This is a genomic window from Janthinobacterium sp. CG_23.4, from assembly GCF_029892305.1.
GTDB classification, from domain to species: domain Bacteria; phylum Pseudomonadota; class Gammaproteobacteria; order Burkholderiales; family Burkholderiaceae_D; genus Janthinobacterium; species Janthinobacterium lividum_D.
In genome coordinates this window covers 1,757,261-1,782,451 of sequence record NZ_JARXUX010000001.1, presented here as the reverse complement: position 1 = coordinate 1,782,451, position 25,191 = coordinate 1,757,261, and the positions used below count along the sequence as shown (strand labels likewise).

At 63.4% G+C, this 25,191-nt stretch carries 22 protein-coding genes; 8 read left to right on the top strand and 14 right to left on the bottom strand.

The features are described 5' to 3' along the window. Nucleotides 1–19 precede the first annotated feature (19 nt). The 7 genes from ugpC to H4V96_RS08075 all read left to right on the top strand — a co-directional run bounded on the left by ugpC (nucleotide 20) and on the right by H4V96_RS08075 (nucleotide 8,910). Entirely contained in the window at nucleotides 20–1,105 is a 1,086-nt protein-coding gene (gene ugpC, locus H4V96_RS08105; protein WP_196856045.1) for a sn-glycerol-3-phosphate ABC transporter ATP-binding protein UgpC, read from the top strand. Between the two features lie 109 nt (nucleotides 1,106–1,214). Further along, on the top strand, nucleotides 1,215–2,435 hold the full coding sequence (malE, locus tag H4V96_RS08100) for a maltose/maltodextrin ABC transporter substrate-binding protein MalE (protein ID WP_196856046.1): 1,221 nt from the start codon (nucleotides 1,215–1,217) through the stop codon (nucleotides 2,433–2,435). A gap of 128 nt (nucleotides 2,436–2,563) precedes the next feature. Continuing rightward, nucleotides 2,564–4,075 carry a maltose ABC transporter permease MalF gene (malF, locus tag H4V96_RS08095; RefSeq protein ID WP_280720849.1) on the top strand — a complete coding sequence of 504 codons (1,512 nt, stop codon included), beginning with the start codon at nucleotides 2,564–2,566 and terminating at the stop codon, nucleotides 4,073–4,075. Nucleotides 4,076–4,084: 9 nt separating this feature from the next. Next, a complete protein-coding gene (malG, locus tag H4V96_RS08090; protein ID WP_010397069.1) occupies nucleotides 4,085–4,975 on the top strand; it encodes a maltose ABC transporter permease MalG in 891 nt (296 codons plus the stop codon). Between the two features lie 2 nt (nucleotides 4,976–4,977). Then, nucleotides 4,978–6,621 (top strand): alpha-amylase family glycosyl hydrolase, encoded by a 1,644-nt coding sequence (locus H4V96_RS08085; protein ID WP_196856048.1) that lies wholly within the window; start codon nucleotides 4,978–4,980, stop codon nucleotides 6,619–6,621. After that, the gene (locus tag H4V96_RS08080) at nucleotides 6,618–7,529 is read left to right on the top strand and encodes a PfkB family carbohydrate kinase (protein WP_196856049.1); all 912 of its coding nucleotides are present in this window, start codon (nucleotides 6,618–6,620) and stop codon (nucleotides 7,527–7,529) included. The genes H4V96_RS08085 and H4V96_RS08080 overlap by 4 nt, the downstream gene beginning before the upstream one ends. Nucleotides 7,530–7,623: 94 nt before the next feature. Then, nucleotides 7,624–8,910, top strand: a complete 1,287-nt coding sequence (locus tag H4V96_RS08075) for an aminotransferase class I/II-fold pyridoxal phosphate-dependent enzyme (protein WP_196856050.1) — start codon at nucleotides 7,624–7,626, stop codon at nucleotides 8,908–8,910. 206 nt (nucleotides 8,911–9,116) lie between these two features. Here H4V96_RS08075 and H4V96_RS08070 read toward each other — a convergent pair whose 3' ends face one another. From H4V96_RS08070 to H4V96_RS08020, 11 genes are all read right to left on the bottom strand, one after another. Continuing rightward, entirely contained in the window at nucleotides 9,117–10,151 is a 1,035-nt protein-coding gene (locus H4V96_RS08070) for an AAA family ATPase (RefSeq protein ID WP_196856051.1), read from the bottom strand. Continuing rightward, a complete protein-coding gene (locus tag H4V96_RS08065; protein WP_280720848.1) occupies nucleotides 10,148–11,527 on the bottom strand; it encodes a capsule biosynthesis protein CapK in 1,380 nt (459 codons plus the stop codon). Before H4V96_RS08065 ends, H4V96_RS08070 begins: the two co-directional genes overlap by 4 nt. Next, nucleotides 11,524–12,114: a hypothetical protein gene (locus H4V96_RS08060; RefSeq protein ID WP_280720847.1), complete on the bottom strand. Its 591-nt coding sequence runs from the start codon at nucleotides 12,112–12,114 to the stop codon at nucleotides 11,524–11,526. The genes H4V96_RS08065 and H4V96_RS08060 overlap by 4 nt, the downstream gene beginning before the upstream one ends. 53 nt (nucleotides 12,115–12,167) lie before the next feature. Continuing rightward, entirely contained in the window at nucleotides 12,168–13,955 is a 1,788-nt protein-coding gene (locus H4V96_RS08055) for a VWA domain-containing protein (RefSeq protein ID WP_196856053.1), read from the bottom strand. Beyond that, the gene (locus H4V96_RS08050) at nucleotides 13,952–14,923 is read right to left on the bottom strand and encodes a hypothetical protein (RefSeq protein WP_280720846.1); all 972 of its coding nucleotides are present in this window, start codon (nucleotides 14,921–14,923) and stop codon (nucleotides 13,952–13,954) included. The genes H4V96_RS08055 and H4V96_RS08050 overlap by 4 nt, the downstream gene beginning before the upstream one ends. 9 nt (nucleotides 14,924–14,932) lie before the next feature. Further along, nucleotides 14,933–15,400 carry a hypothetical protein gene (locus H4V96_RS08045; protein WP_280720845.1) on the bottom strand — a complete coding sequence of 156 codons (468 nt, stop codon included), beginning with the start codon at nucleotides 15,398–15,400 and terminating at the stop codon, nucleotides 14,933–14,935. A 14-nt stretch (nucleotides 15,401–15,414) separates the two neighbouring features. Further along, the gene (locus H4V96_RS08040) at nucleotides 15,415–16,995 is read right to left on the bottom strand and encodes an AAA family ATPase (RefSeq protein ID WP_196857134.1); all 1,581 of its coding nucleotides are present in this window, start codon (nucleotides 16,993–16,995) and stop codon (nucleotides 15,415–15,417) included. Nucleotides 16,996–17,069: 74 nt separating this feature from the next. Continuing rightward, nucleotides 17,070–18,227, bottom strand: a complete 1,158-nt coding sequence (locus tag H4V96_RS08035) for an ABC transporter permease (RefSeq protein WP_196857135.1) — start codon at nucleotides 18,225–18,227, stop codon at nucleotides 17,070–17,072. Then, on the bottom strand, nucleotides 18,224–19,405 hold the full coding sequence (locus H4V96_RS08030) for an ABC transporter permease (protein ID WP_196857136.1): 1,182 nt from the start codon (nucleotides 19,403–19,405) through the stop codon (nucleotides 18,224–18,226). The genes H4V96_RS08035 and H4V96_RS08030 overlap by 4 nt, the downstream gene beginning before the upstream one ends. Nucleotides 19,406–19,408: 3 nt before the next feature. After that, nucleotides 19,409–20,395, bottom strand: coding sequence for an HlyD family secretion protein (locus tag H4V96_RS08025; RefSeq protein WP_196857137.1), 987 nt, complete (start codon nucleotides 20,393–20,395; stop codon nucleotides 19,409–19,411). Next, nucleotides 20,395–21,807: a TolC family protein gene (locus H4V96_RS08020; protein ID WP_280720844.1), complete on the bottom strand. Its 1,413-nt coding sequence runs from the start codon at nucleotides 21,805–21,807 to the stop codon at nucleotides 20,395–20,397. The genes H4V96_RS08025 and H4V96_RS08020 overlap by 1 nt, the downstream gene beginning before the upstream one ends. 301 nt (nucleotides 21,808–22,108) lie before the next feature. On the opposite strand from H4V96_RS08020, the gene H4V96_RS08015 reads away from it, so the two are divergent. Beyond that, nucleotides 22,109–22,372 (top strand): heavy-metal-associated domain-containing protein, encoded by a 264-nt coding sequence (locus H4V96_RS08015; RefSeq protein ID WP_010397035.1) that lies wholly within the window; start codon nucleotides 22,109–22,111, stop codon nucleotides 22,370–22,372. A gap of 44 nt (nucleotides 22,373–22,416) precedes the next feature. On the opposite strand, the gene H4V96_RS08010 is transcribed toward H4V96_RS08015, so the two are convergent. From H4V96_RS08010 to H4V96_RS08000, 3 genes are all read right to left on the bottom strand, one after another. Beyond that, a complete protein-coding gene (locus H4V96_RS08010; protein ID WP_196857138.1) occupies nucleotides 22,417–22,965 on the bottom strand; it encodes an SCP2 sterol-binding domain-containing protein in 549 nt (182 codons plus the stop codon). Between the two features lie 20 nt (nucleotides 22,966–22,985). After that, nucleotides 22,986–23,882, bottom strand: coding sequence for a U32 family peptidase (locus H4V96_RS08005; RefSeq protein WP_010397031.1), 897 nt, complete (start codon nucleotides 23,880–23,882; stop codon nucleotides 22,986–22,988). A gap of 115 nt (nucleotides 23,883–23,997) precedes the next feature. Continuing rightward, the gene (locus tag H4V96_RS08000; RefSeq protein ID WP_196857140.1) at nucleotides 23,998–25,032 is read right to left on the bottom strand and encodes a peptidase U32 family protein; all 1,035 of its coding nucleotides are present in this window, start codon (nucleotides 25,030–25,032) and stop codon (nucleotides 23,998–24,000) included. Between the last annotated feature and the right edge of the window lie 159 nt (nucleotides 25,033–25,191).

The following is a 25,191-nucleotide window of genomic DNA, read 5'->3' as shown; positions in this document are numbered from 1 at the left end:
TTGACACAGTGAGGACGACATGGCGGGACTGAAATTAGCAGGGCTGAAGAAGGCGTATGGCGACGTGCAAACCCTGCACGGCATCGACCTGGAGATCGCCGATGGCGAATTCATGGTCTTCGTGGGACCGTCGGGTTGCGGCAAATCGACCTTGCTGCGCAGCATCTGCGGCCTGGAAGAAATCAGCGGCGGCGACTTATATATTGGCAAGACGCGCATGAACGACGTGCCGCCCGCCAAACGCGGCATCGCCATGGTGTTCCAGAGCTACGCCCTGTACCCGCACATGAGCGTGGCGCAAAACATGGCGTTTGGCCTGAAGCTGGCCGGACAGAGCCGCGTGCAAATCGCCGACGCCGTGCAGCGCGCCGCGCAAATCCTGCGCATCGAACCTTTGCTCGAACGCAAACCAAAAGACCTGTCGGGCGGCCAGCGCCAGCGCGTGGCCATCGGCCGCGCCATCGTGCGCAAACCCGACGTTTTCCTGTTCGACGAACCGCTGTCGAACCTGGACGCCTCGCTGCGCGTGCAGATGCGCATCGAACTGGCAAATCTGCACCGCGAATTGCGCTCGACCATGATTTACGTCACGCATGACCAGGTCGAAGCGATGACCCTGGCCGACCGCATCGTCGTGCTCAACGCGGGCCGCATCGAACAGGTGGGCGCGCCGCTCGAGTTGTACCACCACCCCGCCAACCTGTTCGTGGCCGGCTTCCTCGGTTCGCCCCGCATGAACTTTCTCAAAGGCAAGATCCACAGTGTCGTCGACGGCGTGGCCAGCATCGCCACGAATGCGGGCGGCATGCTGCAGGCGGCGTTGACGCAGCCATTGGCCACCGGCACACAAGTCACCATCGGCGCGCGCCCCGAACACGTGCAGGCGTGCGCGCCCGGTGTGGCGAGCGCCATCACGGCCACCGTGCAGGCGGTGGAAAAATTGGGCGACATCAGCTATTTGTATGTACAGGTAGCGGGCAGCGACGAGCCGCTCGTGGTGCGCGCCGATGCCGATACAAACTGGGCCATAGGCCAATGCGTGGCGCTGCAGGTGGCGCCCGCGCGCGTCCACGTGTTCGACGAACACGGCCAGACCCGTACCTGATTGCGAACTTAAGGGGCCAGGCGCTACAGGCGCCGCCTGGCCTGGTTGCATCGTTTCAGCCTTGATACTCAACATAAACTTAGCATAAAAAAAGATACTGGAGATTGACATGTCCGTCACACACGCGAAACGCAGCTTCATCAAGACCACCCTGATCGCCGCCGCCCTGGCCGGCATCGGCAACCTGGCCGCCGCCAGCATGGCAAACGCGGCCGAAGCAGGTACCCTCTTGATCTGGATCAATGGCGACAAAGGCTACAAGGGCCTGGCCAAGGTCGGCGAGGAATTCACCAAGAAGACGGGCATCAAGGTCGTCGTCGAACACCCGGAAGATGCGCCGAACAAATTTCAGCAGGCAGCGGCCGCCGGCAAGGGCCCGGACATCTGGATCTGGCCGCATGACCGCATCGGCGGCTGGATTGACGCCGGCTTGCTGCAACCAGTGACGCCAAGCAAGGAAGCGCGCGCCGCCATCCTGCCGCTGGCATGGAACGCCTTTACCGTGGGCGGCAAGACCTGGGGCTATCCGATCTCCATCGAAGCCGTGGCCCTCGTCTACAACAAGGATCTGGTGCCGAATCCGCCCAAGACGTTCGAGGAAATCGCCGCGCTGGACAAAAAACTGTCGGCACAAGGCAAGAAAGCCATCCTGTGGGATTACACGAATACCTATTTCACCTGGCCTTTGCTGGGCGCGGGCGGCGGCTTCCCGTTTGAAGTCAAGAGCGACGGCCGCTACGATGCGGCCAAGACGGGTGTCAACAATGCCGGTTCGCAGGCGGGCGTGAACGCGCTGATGACCCTGATCAACAGCGGCGCCATGCCGAAGGGCGCCGGCTATGCCGAGATGGAAGCGGGCTTCAACCAGGGCAAGATCGCCATGATGATCAACGGCCCATGGTCGTGGGACAACGCGCGCAAATCGAAAATTAATTACGGTGTGGCAACGATTCCTACCGTGGCCGGCAAGACGGCCACCCCATTCGTGGGCGTGCTGGGCGCGATGGTGTCGAAAGCCAGCCCGAACAAGGACCTGGCGACAGAATTTTTGGAAAACCAGGTGCTGCAGCTCAATGGTCTGAAAACCATCAACGCCGACGTCCCGCTGGGCACGCCAGCGAACAAGGTGCTGTTCGACGAATTGAAAACCAATCCGAACATCCAGGCGACGATGGAAAGCGCGCAAGCGGGCCGCCCGATGCCGAACAACCCGGAAATGGGCCGCTTCTGGTCATCGATGCAATCGGCGCTGGAAAACATCACGCAAGGCCGCCAGTCCACCAAGGATGGCCTGGACGCGGCGGCGAAGCGGATTACGACGGCCAATTAAGCCATATTTTGTTTGAGCGTAGGTCGGATTAGCGTGTAGCGCGTAATCCGACATGTGCCGCCAACAATGTTGTCGGATTACGGCCCTTTGGGCCTAATCCGACCTACGTATCATTACAGGTATCCATCGTGCGCAAGTTTATCGGCCCTACGGTATTGACCATCAGCATGGCGCTGGGTCTGTATCTGCTCTTCATGTTGTACATTTCCGGCCAGACCATGCTGGCCGCCGTTTTCCTCGGCTTGCTGACCCTGACGACGTTTGTCTTCACGTCGCCGCGCGCCTATGCCTACCGTTATCTGTTTCCCGGCATCACGGCGGTCATCGTCTTCGTGCTGCTGCCGATGGTGTACACGGTGTCGATCGGCTTTACCAATTTCAGTTCGCGCAACCTGCTCACCTATGAGCGGGCCACGCAATATTTGCTCGACGAGACGCAGCGCGTGGAAAGCACGGGCTACGCGCTGACCGTGCACCAGGACAACAAGCAATATCGCTTGCGCCTGGAAAGCCCGGACACGGGCGACGTGCTGCTGTCCGAGCCGCTGGCCCTGAAGCGCGCCGTACCTTTGACCGTGGAGGTGGCGCCGGCCGACCCCGTGCAGGCGCCCGTGCTGGTCCCGCCGCTGCCCATCAAGGACATCATCGCGCTGCAAAAGGATTTGAAACAGCTCACCCTCGTCATGCCGAACAAGATCGAGCTGCGCATGGTCGGTTTGCGCGAATTCGGCCCCGTCGCGCATGTCTACAAGCAACTGCCCGACAAAACCCTGAAAAAAATCGCCACGGGCGAACTGGTCAAACCGAACTTCAAAACAGGCTTTTATGAAATGCCCGATGGCACGAAACTGGAACCGGGCTTCAAGGTCAACGTGGGCTTCGCCAACTTCGTGAAGATCTTTTCCGACGAAGCGTTCCGCGGCCCCTTCCTGCGCATTTTCGTCTGGACCATCGTTTTCGCCTTGATCAGCGTGGCCACCACGACGGGCCTGGGCATGGTGCTGGCCGTGCTCTTGAACTGGGATGCGCTGCGCTTCCGCGGCCTGTACCGCACCCTGCTGTTCCTGCCGTACGCCGTGCCCGGTTTCATTTCCATCCTGGTCTTCAAGGGGCTGTTCAACAATAACTTTGGTGAAATCAACCTCGTGCTCGACGCCCTGTTCGGCATCAAGCCCGCCTGGTTCTCCGACACCACGCTGGCCAAGGCCATGATTTTGATCGTCAACACCTGGCTCGGCTACCCCTACATGATGGTCGTGTGCATGGGCTTGATCAAGGCGATTCCGTCGGACCTGTACGAAGCCTCGGCTCTGGCCGGCGCGGGACCGCTGACGAATTTCTTCAAGATCACCCTGCCGTTGATCATCAAGCCGCTGACGCCCTTGATGGTGGCCAGCCTGGGTTTCAACTTCAACAATTTCGTGCTGATCAGCTTGCTGACGGGCGGGCGTCCCGATTTCCTCGACACCACCTTACCGGCCGGCACGACGGACTTGCTCGTGTCCTATACCTACCGCATCGCGTTCGTGGATTCCGGACAGAACTTTGGCCTGGCCGCCGCCATCTCGACCCTGATTTTCTTCCTCGTGGCCGCGATTTCGCTGGTCAACATGCGCCTGACGCGCATGAACAAAGCATAAAGGACAGTAATGGCTATCGTTGTCGACCGTTCCAACCGCTGGCGCATCCTGGCGGCCCACGTCGCCGTGATCGCGCTGATCGCGCTGGTGATGTTTCCCTTCCTGATGATCTTGTCGATCTCATTGCGGCCCGGTAACTTCGCCTCGGGCAGTTTGATCCCGCCCGAGATCAGCTTAGAGCACTGGCGATTGGCGCTGGGCATGTCTTACCAGGCGCCCAACGGCACCCTGGTCGAGCCGGACTTCCCCGTGCTGCTGTGGCTATGGAATTCCATCAAGGTGGCCAGCATGAGCGCCACCGTCACCGTGCTGCTGTCGACCACCTGCGCATATGCGTTCGCGCGCATGCAGTTCCGCTTCAAGTCGCAAACCCTGTCGGCGCTGATGCTGCTGCAGATGTTCCCCGCCGTGCTGGCACTGGTGGCCATCTACGCCATCTTCGATGTGCTGGGTAACTACGTGCCATGGCTGGGCATCGACCACCACGGCAGCCTGGTGCTCGCTTACACGGGCGGCATCGCCCTGCATATCTGGACCATCAAGGGCTACTATCAAACCATCCCCATCGAAATCGAGGAAGCGGCCAAGGTCGATGGCGCCACGCAATGGCAGGCGTTCATCTACGTGCTGCTGCCGATGACGGTACCGATCCTGATGGTGGTATTCCTGCTGTCCTTCATCGGCGCCATCATCGAATATCCGATCGCCTCCGTACTGCTGCATGAACAGAACAACCTGACCCTGGCCGTCGGTTCGAAACTGTTCCTGTACGAGCAAAAATACCTGTGGGGCGACTTCGCCGCGGCAGCCATTTTGTCCGGCCTGCCCATCACGGCCGTGTTCCTGCTGGCGCAAAAATGGATGATCTCGGGCCTGACGGCTGGCGGCGTGAAGGGCTGACCATGCGACGCTCCCTGACGACGCTGACCGCCCTGCTCCTGTGCGCTTCGGCGCACGCAGGGAGCGAGGGTTCGGAAAAATTCTCCGACAACCCCATCGTCTACTTCGTCGTAACGGACCGTTACGCCAACGGCAATCCCGGCAACGACCATAGTTATGGCCGCGCGGCCGATCCGCAAGGCGGCGATGTCGGCAGCTTTCACGGCGGCGACATCGCCGGCATCACGCAACAGCTGAAAGCCGGCTATTTTCAAGACCTGGGCGTCAACGCCCTGTGGATCACGGCGCCGTACGAGCAAATACACGGCTGGGTGGTGGGCGGCAAGCAGCAATTCCAGCACTACGCCTACCACGGCTACTGGGCGCTCGATTACACCACCATGGACGCCAGCATGGGCACGCGCGAACAATTGCGCGAGATGATCGACACGGCGCACGCACAAGGCATCCGCGTGCTGTTCGACGTGGTGCTGAACCACCCCGGCTACGCGGACTTGCGCACCCTGGCGCAATACAAGGTGCCCGTGCTGTGGCCCGGCCACGAGAAGGCCGGCTTGCGTGATTATCACAGCTTCATCGACTACAACAACGTCGCATTCGCGCAGTGGTGGGGCCCGGACTGGGTGCGCGCGGGCCTGCCCGGCTATCGCGAGGGCGGCCAGGATGATGTCACCATGCAACTGGCCTATCTGCCCGACTTCCGCACGGAGAGCGGCAAAGCCGTGGGCTTGCCACCGATACTGCAGCGTAAAAGCGACACGCGCGCCGTGGCCCTGCCCGATGCGACAGTACGTTCTTACCTGGTCCACTGGCTGGCCGACTGGGTGCGCGAATTCGGCGTCGACGGTTTCAGGGCCGACACCGTCAAGCACGTGGAGCCGGCCAGCTGGCTAGCCCTGCGCGCGGCGGCCACCGATGCCCTCATGGATTGGAAGGCGCGCCATCCGCAGCAAAAGATTGATGACGCGCCGTTCTGGATGACGGGCGAAGCGTGGGGCCATGGCCCCGAACGCAGCAGCTGGTTCGATGCCGGCTTCGACTCGATGATCAATTTCGACTTTCAACACCGCGCCGGCGGCGACTGGGCAAGCATCGATGGCGTCTACCGCCGGTACGCGGGCTTGCTGAATAAGAGTCCCCGCTACGACATCCTGTCGTATATCTCTTCGCACGATACCAGCCTGTTCCCGCGCAAGGAACTGAAACATGGCTTGTCCGCCCTGTTGCTGGCACCCGGTGGCGTGCAGCTGTTCTACGGCGATGAAAGCGGTCGCCAGCCTGGCGCGGCACCGATCGGCGACGAACAGCAGGCCACGCGCTCCGACATGAACTGGACAACCATGGATGCGGCCATACTGGCGCATGCGCGCAAGCTGGGCCAGTTCCGTCTGCGCCACCCTGCCCTGGCGCGCGGCGAGCATCGCCTGATCGACGAGAAACCGTATGCGTTTGCCCGCGTGATGAAGGACGACGCCGTCATCGCCGTGCCCGAAGCGCAAGGCGCGCTCGACCTGAAGGTGCACGGCGTGTTCGCCGATGGCGCCCTGCTGCGCGACGCCTACGCCAATCAAACCTATATCGTCAAAGATGGCGCCGTCGCCGTGAACGCGGCCGGCACCGTCCTGCTGGAGAAAGCTGCACCATGAGTACCTATGACATAGTAGTGGTCGGCGGCGCCGGCATCGACACCATCGTACGCGTCCCCGATTTGCAATTGCCCGTCGCCGATTCCGTGCACGTGCCCCCCATCCACGACTACGTGGCGCACACGGGCAATGGCGTGGCGCTCGGCTGCCATGCGCTGGGCTTGCGTTGCAAGTTCATCGACTTCATCGGCGACGACGCGCAAGGCGCGGCCATCCTGCAGCGCTATAAAGAGGCAAAGCTCGATTTTTCACACATCGTCGAACCGTCTGGCACGCGGCGCAGCGTCAACCTGGTCGACCCGCAAGGGCGCCGGCTGTCGCTGTACGACGGCCGCCATCGGCAAGACGTACGCATGCCGGCCGCCTTTTATCTTCCCTACCTGAGACCGGCGCGCCACGCGCACTTTTCCATCATGGGCTGGGTGGCCGAACTGTTTGCCGACGCGCAAGCGTGCGGCACGACGGTATCGACCGATTTGCACGACTGGGATGGAATCAACGCGCACCACAAGGTCTTTGCGCTGCGCGCCGACCTGGTCTTTCTCAGTACGGCCGCGCTGGGCGAGCGCACGGAGTCGGTCATGCGCACGATAGTCGCGCAGGGACGCGCACAGGCTGTCATCGCCATGGCCGGCGCGCAGGGTGCGTATGTGCTGGAACGGGGCAGCGCGTCCGTGCGCCACACTCCGGCGGCGCGATTGAAGCTGCCCGTGGTGGACACGAATGGCGCGGGCGACTCGTTTGTGGCCGCCTTTTTGCATGCCTGGCTCGATGGACGACCGCTGGACGAGGCCATGCGCCGCGGCGCCATCGGCGGCGCGTTTGCCTGCGCGCAGCGTGGCACGCATGAACGTTTCATCGCGCTGGCAGAACTGCATGACTTATATCAAGACAGCACTAGCTTATGACTTAATATTCTATCAAGCGTTGCAATGAGTTAAGGTGCGCATGGCACAATGGCTGCGGATTTCACCACCGCACACCATCGACACCGGAGACCACATGAGAATCGAAACCCTGGCCGTGCACGCCGGCTACACCCCCGACCCGACCACCAAGGCCGCCGCCGTCCCCATCTACCAGACAGTGGCCTATGCCTTCGACAATGCCCAGCATGGCGCCGACCTGTTCGACTTGAAAGTGGCTGGCAATATCTACACGCGCATCATGAATCCCACGCAAGACGTGCTGGAAAAGAGGGTTGCTGCGCTGGAAGGCGGCGTCGCCGCGCTGGCCGTCGCTTCGGGCATGGCAGCCATTACTTATGCGATCCAGACCATCACGGAAGCGGGCGACAATTTTATCTCCGCCAGCCAACTATATGGCGGCACCTACAATCTGTTTGCCCACACCCTGCCGCAGATCGGCATCGAAGTGCGCTTCGCCGACGCGCGCCAGCCCGAGACCTTCGCCGCCCTGATCGACAGCCGCACCAAGGCCATCTTCTGCGAATCGATCGGCAACCCGCTGGGCAATGTCACGGACGTGGCGAAACTGGCCGAAATCGCGCATGCGCACGGTATCCCGCTGATCGTCGACAACACCGTGCCCAGCCCGTATCTGTTCCGCCCCATCGAACATGGCGCCGATATCGTCGTCCATTCACTGACCAAATACTTGGGTGGCCACGGCACCACCGTGGGCGGCGCCATCGTCGACAGCGGCAAATTCCCGTGGGCCGAGCACAAGGAGCGCTTCAAGCGCCTGAACGAACCGGACGTGTCATATCACGGCGTGGTCTACACGGAAGCCTTTGGGCCCGCCGCCTTCATCGGCCGCGCGCGCGTGGTCCCGCTGCGTAACATGGGCGCGGCGATTTCGCCCTTGAGCGCCTTCCAGCTGATCCAGGGCATCGAAACGCTGGCCCTGCGCATGGACCGCATCTGCGATAACACGCTGGCCCTGGCCAAGCACCTGAAGCAGCATCCGAAAGTCGCCTGGGTCAACTACGCGGGCCTGGAAGACCACCCGGACCACGCGCTGGTGAAAAAATACATGCAAGGCCGCGCCTCGGGCATTTTGTCCTTCGGCCTGAAATTGGCAGCTGACGAAGATCCGCGCGCGGCCGGCGCCCGCGTGCTCGACGCCCTGCAGTTGTTCACGCGCCTGGTCAACATCGGCGACGCCAAGTCGCTGGCCACCCACCCGGCGTCGACCACGCACCGCCAGCTCAATGCCGAAGAACTGGCCAAGGCGGGCGTGTCCGAAGACATGCTGCGCCTGTCGGTCGGCATCGAGCATATCGACGACTTGCGCGAAGACCTGGAACAGGCCTTGAGCGCGGCCTAAGAAACATGTAGTCCGGAGGGCTGTGCATGCCATCACCGGCGGCATGTCGCTCCCTTCCGCTGCCTGGGCTGCCCGCGCACCGCAGTTCAGTTCAGTTCAGTTCAGTGGGCAGCGTCGCATCAAGCTTGTTCAGGGTGGCGACCGCCGCCCTCGATGATGCCGCCTTTCGTCTCCCGCACTGACGCTGGCAAGCGCCATATTTCCGGCTATCGCGGCGCCAGCAACTGCGCCACCTGCCTGATCCTCTCATCCACCGAACCTGACACATTGACAAAGGCGATCCCCCGCCGCGCCAACTCGGCCTGATACCACGCATGCTGGCGCGCGCGGAAATTCCCGTCGCGGCGGGTGCCGTCCTGAATGAAGGGAAAATCGGGCGCGCACAACAGCACCAGGTCGTAGCCATGCTCGGCCAGCTGCGCCAGCTCCAGCTCGGCCTTGCCGAACATCTCGATGCAGTAAAAATAGGTGGTCAGGGGCGATGTATCGCAAAACAGCCAGCGCTGCGCGGCCAATAGCATCTGCGCTTCGCGGCGCAGCTGTTCCCGGCCGATCTTCAGCAGATCATCATAGGCCAGCACGCCATCCTGGCTTTCCCACAGTTCGCGGCCATATTCGGCCACCCATTCCGTCTCGAAATGCCGCGCCAGCGCCTGCGTCAGGATCGTCTTGCCGCTCGATTCGCCTCCGAGCACGCACACGCGCGTAACAAAATCGGCGCGCACAATGGGTGACAGGAAGGCGCTGCGCGCCTGCGGGTCTTGTCGCACCAGGGTGCCTGACACGGGCACCAGCGTTCTCGCCGGGTCCACGCTGACATGCGCTACCGCTCCCATCGCGTAATGCCGTTCCAGCACGCCCGCAAAGCCGGGACCATAGTCTTCGCTGCTGAACACGGCATCGACGGGCAGCGCCAGCACCGTCCAGCACAGCCAGCCCATGAAGTGGCGATGCTCGTCGCCCTCGTCGTCATTGTGCGGCAGCGAACGCGCAGGCACGCAGCGCACCGCGCACAGGGCGGCCAGGCGCGCATCGTCCAGCACGACGATATGCGCCTGCGGGAACTGCGCGCGCAGCCACCGTTCCCGGCGCGCCGGGTCCAGGCCGGGAAATTCGGGTTTGGTGTAGCTAAGCACCAGCAACTCTTCGCAGGCCTCCTGCGCACGATTGATCAACAGTTCGTGGCCCTTGTGCAGCGGGCAGAATTTGCCTACCACGAGGCCGCGTTTATAAAGGTTCATGCCGCTGCTTCCTGCAAATCCGAGGTGTATTGAATGATCTTGTCTTGCGCCAGCAAAGTCTCGACCGTAATGGCGCCGAAAAAGGGCGCGAGCAAGGTGCGCGCCCGATCGGCTTGCGGCATGGCGCCCGGCGCCAGGCGCAGCACGACACTGCCATCGCCCTGCTGGTGCACGCCGAACAGGGCGATGGCCAGCGGCTTCAGGGCGTGCGTGATGTCGATATTGTTGATCCATTCGCCGTTGATCATCCTGTAGCGCAAAGGGCTGCGCCCCGCCAGGCCCACCAGCACGGGACCGTGCGGTCCATGCGTCAGCGACGCGTAATCGCCCGTGCGGTAGCGCACCAGGGGCAGGCAAAAGTTAAAACCGCCCGTCACGGTGATTTCGCCGCGCTCCCCGTCGGCCACGGGCCGCCCTTCCCTGTCGAGGATTTCCACGTACAGCCGGTGCTGCAGCAGCACGTGGCCGCCCGCCTGTTCGTCGTAGACGGCCACGGGACCCACTTCATTGAGCGAATAGATGTCGAGCACGGGGCAGCCGAAACGTTCTTCCAGGCGCGCCCGCATGCCGGGCAACAGCATCATCGACACGGACAGCAGCGCGGCCGGCTTGTGCGTCATGGACAAGGTCAGCAGCTCGGCAAACGAAATAGGGTCGCCCGCGATCAATTCGGGCGCCATGGCGTCCAGGTAGCGCGCGCGGTCGTCCGGCTCGCGCCAGTCGTCCACGTGCAGGTTGATCTTCGCCAGGCCCGATTCGTCCATCGTGGGCGTGACGGAGACATAGGTGAAGCAGCGGCGCTGATGCCCCAGCAGCATGACGCCCACCTGTCCCGCGCCATGGCGCAAGGTCACACCAAAGCGCCGCAGCGCGCGCTTGTGGAAGGCCAGGTAGCGCCCCGCCACCAGCGGGTGCGAAGCGATCAGCAACGGGTGGCCCGTGGTGCCCGCGGTCTGGAAATTGATCATGCGCGCCAAGTCCGCATTGTCGGGCACGAAGGCGGCGATATCGTGCGCCAATTCGGCCCGGCTGATGGGCGTTGCATCGATGAGACGCGCCGGTGGCGAACCGCAGGCACGATAGTAGGGCACCGTGGCATAAGTCGCCCTGAGAAAATCCGGCAGCCAGGATGGCGGCGCGGCCGCGCTCCAAGCGACTACCGCCTGCATGACTTCCTGCTCATAGGCGCGCAGCGCTTCAACCTCCCCGGCCAGCAGCTTGTTGCCGCTGCGGTTGCGGTACTGGGGCGCGCAAGGATGGCTGCGCAGTTTTTCCAGCATGCGCGCACCCGCTTGCGTCAGCGTGGGACAGTAGTCGCGGTCCGATTCCCAGGCGCCGCCCGGCAGATTGACATCAGGTTTGCCAGCGGGCGTCATTCGCGCGACCACTTGTCGGCCGATTCCTCGGCCGCCTTCTTCGCCAGCGCCTCGCGGATCTCCCGCGCGCGCTGTTCGGCTAGCCGGCTCGCTTCGAGCAGGCGGCGGCGCTCCGTGCCGCTGATGGCGGACAATCTGTCCGTCGCCTGCGCCACGCTTTCGTCACGGGGCCGAAAGGCCAGGCGCGCCAGCACGATGCGCGCCAGCTCCTCGCGCCGCTCCGGGTCGTGCGTGAACTGGTGGGCTGGCGTGGCGGCGGCCAGTTCGCGTGCCGTCTCGCCCAGCACCTGCAGCAAATCCTGGTGCCGCAATTGCTGGCCGATGAACCACTCGTCGGCCAGCAGCCAGCACAAGATCATGGCCAGCGCCAGGCGATTGCGGTCCGCCTTCACTTGCGCGCCGATAAAACCCTGCAGTGACGCGGCCGGCGCGCGGGTGCCATGCAGCAGCAAAATGTCGTTGACCAGTGCAGCAACCGCCACCGCCTGCGCGTTGGCGACGCCGGCGATGCGGGGCTCGGCGAGGAACTCGACGGGGGTGTCGGCCAGGCGGTGGGTCAGGGTTTCGAGGTGGGGACCGATTTGCATCATGATGTCATTACCTCAACCCAACGGCATTCTGCTGCGTATATTCATCTTATTTAACGCTTCACATAATGCCTGCGGCTGAACGCACGCGCAAAGTCCAGCAAGTCTTCGTAGCGCTCGACGGCGTGGATATCCCAGCCCTGTTCGCGGCGCGCGCGTTTCAGGGTTTCATAGGTCTGCTGCAGCCACGTGTGGCTGGCCGCGCCATCCCAGCCGCGCTCCAGGTTCAGGGCCATGGTGCCACCCGCGCCGCCCTGCGCCAGCGCCTTGGCGGAAATATCCCAGCCGCTGTTGCCCAGTTCATCGTCGTCGAACATGGTGGTGATGCCGTCGTCGGAAATCATCAGAATATGCGCTTGCCGTTCGCGCTTGCCCGCAAAGGTCTTGCGCAGACAGTGGATGGGGAAACAGGTGGCGCCGCCAAAAAATTCCGTCAGCACGCCCAGGATCATGTCTTCGTCGCGCACGAAACCTGGCGTCTGCATCACCTCATTCTTGCCGCTCCACAAGGTCACCTGCACCTTCGCCCCAGCGCGCAGGGCGGACAAGGCGATGACGGCGCCAGCCAGGGTCAGGAACGAGGTGTGCGCCTGCGGGTTGGGCATGGAGCCGGAACTGTCCACGTACATGTCCAGGTCGACGGGCACGGCGTCGATGGCGCGCGCCGGTTCGCGGCCAACCACGCGGCGCATGGTGGTCACGCCGGGCACGGGGCGCGGCGACTGCATCACCGATTGCAGCCAGTCGATGTCTTCCAAAGGGTCGCCGATTTCCCACGCTTCCAGCCCTTCCATCTGCGGCTCCTGCGACTCGGGCGCGGGGCGGCTGGGAAACGCCACCAGGTGCGGCAAGGCGCGCTCGCGGTAGTAGCGGATAGCGATCTCATGGTCGCTCAGGTTGATGCCCGAGGCCTTCAAAATGTCGCCCAGCTCGAACGGCTCGCGCAACTGGCCGCTACCCGGCCTGGCCGGCGCCTCGGCTTGCGGCTCCTCGCCATCGAGGCCGGAGATGCGCTTGTCGTGCACGGGATGGATGGCGCCGCCCTCTTCGTCATCCTCGATCTGCTGCGCGCCATACGTCTGGCAGCCACGGGCCGCGTCGCGTGTGTCCTGCAGGTAGCGGCTGGGGTCAAGACTGCCACCCAAGGCATCCGTGTCGTCCACCAGGTACGGCAACAGCAAGGTGGCAAAGCGCCCCGCCGCCAGCATCCAGTCATTCGCATACACGCGTACCAGGCGCGCGCCCAGCCAGGCGTCCGTATCGAGGCGCTCATCCACATTGGCGCCACCCAGCTCGCCCTTTTCCAGCTGCCACAGGTTTTCATAGATGCGCATGTACAGGGTCCACACGCCGCCGCTGGCCCTGGCCTTGCCGTCCGGCGAAGGCTCGCGGCCCTGTTGCAGCTTGCGATAAATGTCGGCCATGCGCAAATTTGCCTGGCGCTGCAGCCGGTCGTTGATGAACAGGTCCGTGTACAGGTTGGCCACCATGGGCGCGTGCTGTTCCAAAGTGGGCAAGGCGCGGCGCATGCGCGCCAGCAGGCGGAACTGGTCACTGGCGCTGCCCGGCGCGAGGATATGGTGGCCGATTTCATGCGCAAGCACTTCCAGCGCATAGTCGTTCAGCCCCAGCTCCGTCACCAGCGGCAAGTCCACCACGATGCTCTGGTCCAGCAAACGGATCATGGCGAAGCTGCCGGACAGCCCCTTCTTGCTGGCCTTGACGCCGCTGGCGCACAGGCTCGGGTCGCGCAAGCGCGTAAATTTGCTCCACACGGCAAGGGCCTCGGGCCAGGCAGCCTGCCAGGCGTCGATCAGGGCGGGTTCAGCGTCCTTCTTCATGCGCGCGGCAGCAAGCGGATCGCGTGCGTCCACGGCGACGTGATGGCAACTGTATGCGCATTGGCGGCAAGCGCGATGTCGCCGCCCGGTAGGTCGAGCGCGATGCTGCGCGCGCCGATATGCAGGCTCGCACCATCGACGCGCACGGACGATGGCAGCTCGTTTGGCGCCTGCTCGAACTCCTGCGCCGTGGCGCTGTGCAGCACGGCGCCGCAGGCATCGGCCACCAGCAGGTAGTGGCGCTCGGCGCTGCGCACGACAAAACCGTCCTTTGTCGCGCGCACTTGCGGCGGCGTGCCGAAAGCACCACCGAGGCCGCTGAAGCTGCCGAAATCCCTGCCCTCGGCATTGCCGCGCCAGGGATTCGCCAGCAACTGCGCATGCACCTGCGGCCACTGCGCACCGGGCTCGCCAAAGGCGGCCAGCGCCAAGGCTGGCGGCAAGGTATCGGCGGCGGCCAGCGCGCCCAGGCGGAAATGCGCGACACCGGCGCGCCAGGCCAGCACCTGGCCAACGGCGCGCAGCTGCGCCAGCGTGGCGATCTGCGCTGCCAGGGCGGCCAGCTCGCGCTGCCACTGCGCGGGACGCGCGCCCGCCACGGAGGCTATGTGGATGGCGGCGTTGCTGAGCATGCCCAGCACCTCGACGGGCGCCGTCGCCAGCAGAGGGGAAAATTGCGGTGCCAGTTCGCGCCAGACGGTGTTGAGGAAGAAATTTTTCGCCGTCGGCCCCGCCAAGCCGTGGCCCACCAGCTCCAGAGCCATGTCGTAGGCGGCCAGGGTGACGCCGCCTGCGCGCTCAGGCGCAGCGTCGGCTACGGCCACTACCAGCGGATCGACGCCATCGTGCAGGAAAGCGCCGAAGGCGGCCATGTCGAGCGATGGAAAACGCCGGCGCGCTTCCGCAGCGCGGCCGTTGAACTGGGCGCGGCCGCCGGCGAGTATCGAGGCAAAGGCAGGAGAGATCATCGCCGCTCCTCAATCGCTGTGCGAGAAGTGCAGCAGATAGCGTTCATCCCCCAGTTCGAAAGCGATCTCGTCCCAGTGGATCGCGTACCAGAAACCAGGTGGCGGCGCCATCTTCACGACATGCACTGTGAATCCGGCCAGCGACATGTCCAGCGCTTCGAGGAATGCGTCGACGAGGCAGGCGCGAAAACGGCCCGGCGGCGCCGTCTGCATGTGGGCCGACGAGAAGAACCAGCGCTGGCATACCTGCTCCAGCTGTGCGCGCCCGCACGGTGCTACCTTGAGGTGCCACAGGGGCGCCGGCAAGTCGCGCGCGGGCTCGATGACGTGCAAGGCATGCTCTTCCACGCGCATGCCCAGCGCCGTGAGCAGGTCGGGCGCGTCCGGCAGGCGCTGCAGCTCGTAGCTTGCGCACAGGTCGCCGGCCTCGCTGTTCAGCCTCTCAAGCGCGCCGAGATACCCTCGGCAGTGATCCATATTCAGAGCGTAAATCATTGCGAACGCAGCCAGCTACGGTAATTCGTATAGCGCTGGTGCAGGTATTTGAGCTTGAGCAGATCGTCATACAGGGGACCATACAGTTTGCGCCCCTTGGTGCGTTCGCCGATCAGCTTTTCGATGCGGTTCAGGCGTGCCAGTGTCTCGCGCTCGCTGACGCCATCGAGGCCCAGGTCGAATTCGGCCGACAGCACGCCCACCGGATCATCGCGGTCCAGGTCCAGGCGGTTGAATTCATCGTTCGACAAGTCGAACAGGCGACGCAACCAGCCCAGCCTGTCGCTGCGGTAGGCGGCGTTCTCGGGCAGCGCGAAAAATGGCGCGTCCGGGTCCGGCTGCAGCTTGTTATGCAGGACGAAGGGCAGCACCTGGCGCAAGTCTTCCAGCTCCACCTCGCCGTTACCGCGGAAGTAGGCCATGGCCTTGGCGTAGATCAGCAGCGCCATCAGGGTGCGCACGGAGATGCCATTCAAGGTCTGGCAGCCCAGGTCCTTCAGGCGGTCGCGCCCATTGTCGGCCGCCTGCGCGGCGCCACGGTCGGCGCCAGCCAGACGCGCCGTATCCTTGGTCATGTATTCGAACTGGCCGCCGGCCGTCTCGAACAGCTCGAACTGGCTGGCGAAAAATTCCAGGCGGCGCCGCACGGCGTCGGGTATGCCCACCTGGCGGATAGATTCGCCAATTTGATCCACCTCGCCTTCCGTGAAGATGATATCGGGCGGTACCAGTTCTTCGGGCCGCACGTTTTCTTCCACGCGCAGCAGCAGTTCATTCAGGAAGCGCGGATTGAAAGCCAGCGCCTGCACCGTCACGTCGACCCGGTCGCGCAGCGCTTCGATCACCTGGTACGTACCGCCGCCCTGGTCGTCGTTGGCCGTCAAATACCAGGCCGCTTCCGGGCATTCGTAAATATGGTTCAGCACTTCCGCGTAATTGTCGCCCATGACGGTGAGCAGCGCGCTTTGCGTGCGCGTGGGGATGCGGTTGTATTCATCGACGATTTTCACGCGCATGCCCAGCCAGGCGCGCCAGGCGATGCGGATATCGTCCATGCTTTGCGCGTTGACCAGGTCCGCCGGCAGCGGATTGCCCAGCAAGTCGGCCACCGTCATCTGCGGGTGGCCATGCTGCATGGCGCGTTTGACTTCCTTGACGGTGGAACCGGCCAGCACGCCCATCAGCAGCGCGCTGGCCGTCTTGCCCCGCCCCGGCCCGCCGACGAACAGGCATTTGCGGCGCGTGGCGAACGTCAGCAGCGGCAGCAAAATAAAACTGGAATAGCTTTGCGCCGACGGCAAGTTCAGGGTGCGGCGGCTGTCGCCCACCGAATACGTCTGCGACGGGCCATCGTTGTACTCGATATCGTAATGGGGGCTGATGATGGCGTGGTTGACGATCCAGAAATAGGCCTGGCGCAGCTTTTCATCGAAAGGCCGCGCTTGCGCCTCGCCTTCCGCCCCCAGCGCGATGGGGCCCTGGTACAGGTCCGCCACGTCGAACTGCCGCGCGGCGGGCACGGCCTTGGGCTTGGTGGGGGCTTGCGACAGGCGCTGGAACAAATGGAAGGCGGACATGGTTCGTTTGCTTTAAATGGGGTCAGACCCGGCGGGGCTGACCCCGGGTACGAAATTATTGCATATCGTTCCCACTACGCCTTGTTCACATCGACCACGGCTTCCTCCTGCTTGCGCCAGCGCCACCAGCCCAGCGCCACGCATGCCACCAGCAAGCACAGCAAACCGGCCACTTCATGGCCGATGTCATACAGCGAGGCGCCCATTTGATTGAGCGCGACAAAGCCCTGGATGCCGGCCGTCGATGGCAGCAGCCAGCGCAGCCATTGCAGCACCATGGGCATGGACGAGACGGGCCAGGTCAGGCCGGCCAGGAACAGCACGGGCATCGAGGTGGCGATCATCAACTGCGTACCCCGTTCGCGCGTGCGAAACAGCATGCCCAGCAGCATGCCGAAAGCCGCTTGCGCCAGCGAGAACAGCACCAGCAGCAAGAGCATGCCGCCGAAGTTGCCGCCGCGCGGGTAATCCTGGAACCAGAAAACGAAACCGAAGAAATAGCAGCAGTTGATGAATGCCACGCAGGCAAACGCCAGCAGCATGCCTGCGTAGCCGCCTGCCGTGCGTCGGCCCGCGAGGGGAAAACGCTGGTGCTGAAACCAGGTGCCGAACAGCATGGTCATGCCGATCAGCAAGGTTTGCTGCACGATCAATGTCGCTACACCGGGCACGACATAGGCACCATAACCTTCCTTGACGTTAAACAGGGGCACGGCGGCCAAGACGATGGGCGAGCGCTGCTGTTTGGCCTCGATGGCGGACGGTGTGCCCGCGCCCAAACGCTTGAGCTCTATACCGGCCGACACCGTCCCCACCACTTCGGCCAGGCCGTTCAAGGCGACCTTGTTGAGCATCAAATACAAGCCATTGCCGGCCACCTGCGCGTGGGCGGTGCGGCCGGCCAGCACGTCTGCCTGCAAGCCATCGGGCAGGATCAACACGCCCATGACCTTGTCGCTCCACAATAAATCTTGCGCGATGGGCAATTCCGGCGTGACGGCCAGCACCTGCAGCGACGGATGGGCCATGGCAAAACGCGTCAACTGGCGCGACATGGCGCTGCGGTCCTGGTCGACGATCACCACGGGCACGCGCTGGACGATTTCCGTCGCGTATGGCAGCGGATAGAAGAAAGAGTAAATAATGCCGCCGACAAACAGCAACGTCAGCGCGCCCTTGTCCGTCAGCATGGCGCGCCAGGTGGCAAGAAAGGCTGACCAGCAGCTACTCATGTGCGCCCCCATGCTTGCGGGCTATTGGCGCGACGCGCCAGCAGAAATACACCCAGCACGCCGCAGCCGATGGTGATAGCGGCCAGTATCAGCATTTCCTGCACCCCATAGCGCCACGGCGCGCCGGCCAGCCAGTACTTCGTTTGCAGCTGTAGATAATGCGTGAGCGGCAACGCTTGCGCCCAGGCACGAGCCGGCGCCGGCATGGCCATCAAGGGAAAGGCCTGGCCCGCAAACGCGAAAGCCGGTGCCGTGATGAAGGCCGCGCCCGACAGGGCCAGACGCAGGGACACGGTGGCCGCTATCAGCAGGGTCGCCAGGGCGCAATAGGCGAGCACCAGCAACAACATGCTCAGCAGCAAGGCCGGCAAGCTGCCCGCTACGGCCCAGTCCCGCGCCAGGCTGAAAAATAGCAAGTACAGCAGCGCCAGCGCGCTGTAGGCGATGAGGGGAAACAGCAGCTTGGCGCCGACGGCGCGCAGCCAGCTACCGTTGGCCGAGGCCAGCCATTGCGGCACCGTGGCGTCGCGCAACTCGCGTCCGATGGAGGTGACGACGGCGACGACGATGAAAATCTGCAGCATCGCTGGCATCAGGGCCAGGGTCAAAAACGCTTCATAGCTGACATTTTCATTGTACAAACTATTCAGCGTGGTGCGTATCGGTTCGAACTGGGCCGCCGCCTGTACGGGCGACATGCCCTTTTTCATCCTCGCCGTCATCTCGATGCCGGCTGACAAGGTCGTGCTGACCGTGCGCACATCACGCAGCAAGGCGCCCGCGTGCGAGGAAAACTGCGCGTTGTACAACCACTGTACGGTGGCTTGGCGGCCACCCAGCAATTTCTGTTCAAAATCATTCGGGATCAGCAGATAGCCGAACGCCGTGCGTTCGCGCAGGCGGTGCAGGGCTTCATCGCTGGACGCCACTTTCGCCGTGACTTCAATGCCGGGCGAAGCGTCGAGCCAGCGCGTGAGCTGGCGCGACAAGGCAGAGTTATCGTTATCGATGACGACGATGGGCAAGTCGCGTGCGATGCCGGCAGAAAACACCAACCACAAGATGGCGCATAGCAACACGGGAATCCAGCTGAGCATGCCGACATCCCAGAAGTCGCCGCGCAAACGTCCCCATTCGCGTGCCAGCGCCGTCGGCCGCTCTTTGTCAGGCTCGCTCATCGGCTATCGGAGCGGGGGAAACACGACCGACATGCCCGGACGCAAGCCCTCGACCTTGATGGCGGGACGCAGGCGTATCTCGAAGGTGCGCAAGTCCGTACCGCCCGGACGGGCAGCGCGCCAGGTGGCAAAATCGGGCAGCACGGCCACCGAGCTGACCTTGAAACTGACTTGCTGCTGCAAGGCTGGCACGCTGGCCGCATGCGTGCTGCCCATGGCAAACGCCGCCATGTCATCTTCGCGCACCTGCAGCACGGCCCAGGCATCGTCCAGGTTCACCAAGGTGATGACAGGAAAACCTTGCGGCGCCAGTTCGCCCGGCTGTATCTGGATCTTGCTCACTTGCCCGGCCACCGGTGCGGCGATCTTCGTTTCCGCCAGCGCGATTTGCGCTTCCGTCAGCACCGCCCCCACCTGGCGCGCCTGGGCAGCAGCGGCCGTCTTGTCTTCCGCACGGGCACCCTGTTGCGCCATGTCATATTGCGCGCGTGCCGCTTGCGCCAGCTGGTCGGCGGCGCGCCATTGCGCCTGCGCCTCGTCACGTTTCTGCTCGGCGATCACGCCTTGCTCGAACATATTGCTGACGCGGCTAAAGGTAGTCTTGGCGATGGTCGCCCCCGTTTGCGCCCGCTCCCAGTTGGCTTTGGCGGCGCGCACTTCCTCTGGCCGCGCGCCCGCTTGCGCCTTCTTTGCCACGGCGTCGGCTGCCTGCGTGGCGGCCGTCGCTTGCGCGATCTTCGCATCGACTTCCGGGCTCGTCAGCTGAAACAGCAGTTCGCCTTTCGGCACCGTCTGGCCCAGCGTGACATACAGTTCGCCCACCCTGCCCGGCACTTTTGACGAGACATTGACTTCCTGCGCATCCATCTGCCCCTGCAAAGGCAGGCGCTGCGGCTGGAACGCCTGGTACAGACCCCAGCCCACGAAGGCCAGGATGAGAATGAGGAGGGCGGCGGTGCCGAAGGCCCATGGTTTTTTGGAGGTACTCATTATTCTTTGTCCACAGGTAATTGGATATCGGCCGCGGCGGCCAGGCTGCCCAGGCGCTGCGTCTCGCCCGTCGCTTCGAGCAATTGCGCCAGCCCCATCACATAGTGATAGGCCGTCTGCGCGCGCTGGGTTTCCACCTTGGCCAAGTTCAGACGCGCATCGACCACTTCCAGCGACGTCACTTGTCCTTGTTGGAACGCTACTGTTTGCAAACGGATATTTTCGCGCGCCAGCTCCACCGACGAGGCCGTGGACAGGTATTGGATACGCGCGTTTTCCAGCGCGCGCCAGTTTTTCTCGATCAGGGTGGGAATGTCGCGCTCGGCCTGGCGCGCCACCACTTCCACCCGCTCCTGGTCGAGCTTGGCGGCGGCGGTCATCTTGCCCGTATTGATGCGATGCACCAGCGGCACGGATACGGCCAGGCCGATGGCCCAGTTCGAGCGCACCATCTGGCCGCGATTTAGATTGTAGTTACCGATGGCAAACACGGTGGGCGCGTACTCCTTGCCGTGCAGCTTCAAGGCTTGCTCAGCCTGCATGCGCTTGCTGTCGATTTTTTTCCAGTTCGCATTTTCGCGCATGCCCGTGCTAATGAACGATTGCAAGCTCCCGACCGGCAAGCTGTTGACGAACAACGGCGTGCTGGGCCGCACTAGCGTGTTGACGGCGAGCAAACGGGCTAGCGCTACTTGCGCGATTTCCGCGTCGCTGCGCGCCTGCGCTTCATCGCTGCGAGCGCTGTCCAAGGCCACGTCGGCGCGCAGGCGTTGCGCGCGCGAAATCAGGCCGCCCTTTTCCAGCCTGGCCGCGTCACGCTGGTGTTGCGTCACGCCGACCGTCACTTCGGCCCGCACGGCCACCACTCGCTTGGCCAGCAGCAACTGGAAATAGCGCTGCGCCACCAGGGTGGCCAACTGTTCTTCCGCTTCCGTGCGCTCCGCTTGCGCGGCCAGCGTCTGGCTGGAAGCGAGGCCCTTGACGGCATCGAGGCGCCCGCCAGTGTAGATGGGCCACATGCCCAGCAAGCCGAACGAGGTCAGATCCGTCACCACTGCGCGGTTGAGGGAATTGGGGATATGCGGCGTGGGCAAGCCGGGCATTGGCGGCAGCACCGCTTCGATGCCGCCCACCAAGCCGCTGGTATCAATATTGAAGTCCGTCGACAAGCGACCGCGAAATGCCGTCAAATCGACGGAGGGGCCGTCGATATTGGACAGCGCTTCGGCCTTTAATGTTTTCGCGCGCACGTCGAGCGCCGCGCCCTGCACGGTGCCCGAAACCTTTGCTGCTTGCTGCAGCGCTTCGTCAAAGCTCAACGGTGCGCCCGCTGGCAGCTGTGCCTGCGCGGGCATCGCCGCACCCAGCGCGCTGGCCAGCAATAATGATAAATGCCCTTGCAATATACCCATGTAGCGTCCAGTCAGTGAATGAGGGGAAAGCACGGGCTTGCCATGTTTATACTTTCACAATAACAATTATATCCACGGATGTCTATTGCAGCCTGCACTATTGCCTGATGTGGCTGGCACGCAAATCGCATCGAGTAGCGCAAGCGTGCATAAAAGGCAATATTTTTCAGACTGCGCGAGAAGGTGTCAATTAATCGAGCTCAATAAAAACGCAAATAGATTATAAATCTTGCGTGCGGCTCTGGACGGCATGTGCAGTCCTCGCCTACGCTGTTTATTTATTTAAAAACAAGAGGAAGCCATGCAGACAGCGCGCTTGAATATTATCGGTATGGATCACGAAGGCTGCGCCGACAGGCTGACGGGCGCGCTCGAAGCGGTCACGGGCGTGGCCACCGTGTGCGTCTCGCTGGCGCGCCAGGGCGCCACGGTACAATTTGACGAACGGCAAGCCACGCAAGAACGCCTGCTGGTGGCCATTAACGACGCCGGCTTCATGGCCGAGGCCTCCGATGAGAAACAACTGCCGTCCTGCAGCGGCGCCTGCGGCCAATGCCGTCACTGAACGCCGAGTCGAGCCCTTCTGCGCGCGCCTCCCCCCTTCTACGCTCAGCCTTCCCGCGCCGCCAGGTCGCACAGATACGCCAGCACGCGGCGCGGTTTCAGCGCCTGCAAGTCGAACGGCGGCAGCGCGATGGCGTCGAGCGTATTCTTGAACAGCAGGCCCAGTTCGGTATCGCCTTCCAGGCTCAAGCGACGGCTGAAGAACAGGGTGTCCGGATCTTCCTGGCGCCGTGCCAGCAGCATCAGGTCATGCACGCTGGCGGCGATGCACAAGTGCGGCACGTCGGCATAACGTTCGGCCACGAACACTGTGCCCTGCCACTCGAAATCGAAGGCGATGCCCGCATCGAGCAAGCGCAGGCGCAGGCTGCGCCCTTCCAGGCTGCGCCGCACGTCGTCGGGCAATTGCGGTGCCAGCAAGCGATTCAACCCTTGCACGAACAGCCAGGAGGCGGGATACGACGGTAGCTTGGACAGCAATTCGGCCAGCGGTTCGGGCAGCCGGTACGCGGGGTACGCGGCGGCAGGCTTGCTCGTCACGGGCTTGGCAGGGACCGGGACCGGGACCGGCAACCTTTCCAGTTGATCTTGCATGGTGCTTCCTTTCGATGCGTTCAATGAGCGGCGTGTAGTTCCATGCCGGGCTGACCGTGCCAATAGCCGTCGCAGGCGGCGGCCGGCTGGCAGGCAGCCAGCTGGGCCTGGGCGCCGACGCCGCTGACCTGGCCGCGGCGCGCCCGGTCGAAAATGGCGATGACTTGTTGCGTATGCATGGCCTGTGGGCTGATGCGCACCACCGCCACGCCCATGTCGCGCATGACGTCGAGTTCGCGCACCAGGTTATAGACCAGCGCCGACTGCGTCTGCGTGCCATTGAGCACGAGGAATGGCACCTCATCGCGCGTGCGCAGCAGCAGCCCGTCCGGCTCTTCCAGGCAGCTATAACCGCAATCGTCCTTCGGCAGGTTGCGGTTACGCGCCGTGAAGCAGCGCGCGGAAAACGCCAGCGGCATGCGGCCGTAGGCGAATACTTCCGTCTCCAGCCCTTGCGGTTTCTGGCGCTGCATCTCGGCCAGTGCCACCCGTCCCATTTCCAGCGGCATCACCCAGCGCCGCGCACCCAAGCGCGCCAGCAGTTGCAGGCTGGGGCCATTGAACAGGTTCAGGTGAGGGCCAGCGACAAAGGAGACATCCTTTTGCATGCAGTGCACAGCGCCCATGTCATTCGCCTCGACCGCATAGCGGCCATTGCCCGTGATGCGGCGCAGGATCGCCAGTTCGCTGCCCGCCTCGATCAGCGCTTGCGTCGACAACACCACTTCCTTGCCGCTTGCAGCGAGCATGTCGGCGATATCGAGCCAGTCAGCCAGGCGCAGCTCGTGCCTGCGCGAGCATACGGTTTCGCCCAGATACACGATATCGACGGCGCTGCCGGCGATCTGTTGGTAAAACTCGAAGACGGTGGCGCGCGGCCAGTAGTACAGCAAAGGGCCCAAAGAGAGTTTCAGCATGCCTTTTCCAGTATCTTTTAAGTTACAAAACCGTAGCGAGCGGCTCGCAGCGAGGCCGAGAAGCGCAGCCGTGCTTGAGCACGGGGCCGCGCCCCGGGATGCGCAGCAGGTTTTGCTATTTCCAGGAGCGATGGTAAGCGCCCAGGGTGTGCTGCTGACCCTCGGCCAGCTTGTCCATGGCCGCCATCCAGGCCGGCTTGACGGCGTAGCGCGGATGACCTTCTCGGCAGGCGTCAATCGCTTCACGCCACACGCGCGTCACCTGCGCCACGTAGGCGGGACTGCGCTGGCGCCCTTCGATTTTCACGGCACGCACGCCCATGGCGATCAGTTGCGGCAGCAGCGCCAGGGTATTCAAGCTGGCCGGCTCCTCGATCGCGTAATACACTTCGCCATTGACTTCGAAACGCCCCTTGCACAGAGTCGGATAGCTGGCGTTTTCAGCCGGTGCGTAGCGCTCGATCAGCACGCCGTTCAAGCGCGACTCCAGACCGTTCGGTGTTTCCAGCCAGCGCACGGCCTTCGCTGGCGAGCATACGCCGTGGGTGTTCGGCGCCTCGCCCGTCGCATACGACGACAGTGCGCAGCGCCCTTCGACCATGACGCACAAGCTGCCGAAGCCGAACACCTCGATCTCCACCGCGGTCTTGCTGATCAGTTGTTCCACCTGCGCCATCGACAGCACGCGCGGCAGCACGGCGCGGGAGATGCCGAAGTGTTCGTGATAGAAGTTGATGGCTTCATAATTCGTGGCCGAGCCCTGCACCGACAGGTGCAGGCGCAGCTGCGGCTGGTGCTGGGCGGCGTAGGCCATCAGACCTGGATCGGCGACGATTATGGCGTCGATGCCCGACGCGGCGGCGCGGTCGATGGCGCTGCGCCACACGGCCCAGTTATGCGCCTGCGGATAGGTATTTAGTGCCAGCAGCACCTTGCGTCCGTACTGGTGGGCGTAGCGCACCCCCTCGGCGATGGCCTTCTCGTCGAAGTTGAGGCCGGCGAAATTGCGCGCATTGGTGGCGTCGCGAAAGCCCAGATAAACGGTGTCGGCGCCATTATCGACGGCCGCTTTCAGGGCGGGCAAGCTGCCGGCAGGGCAAACCAGTTCCAATGGTCCGGCTACGCAGGGGGCGGTGGTTGCTTCAAGCATCATGCTGTTCTCAGTCCTGTATCGGCTCAGGTGCACACTATAGCCCCGCCCATGCTGCCCAGTCGTTGATGCAGGTGAAGGAATACATGCATGGCTGGCGCACCTTCAACTTGCTTGACCTGGCTGTAAAATGCCCATCTTTCCTCCTGTTTGAAGGCC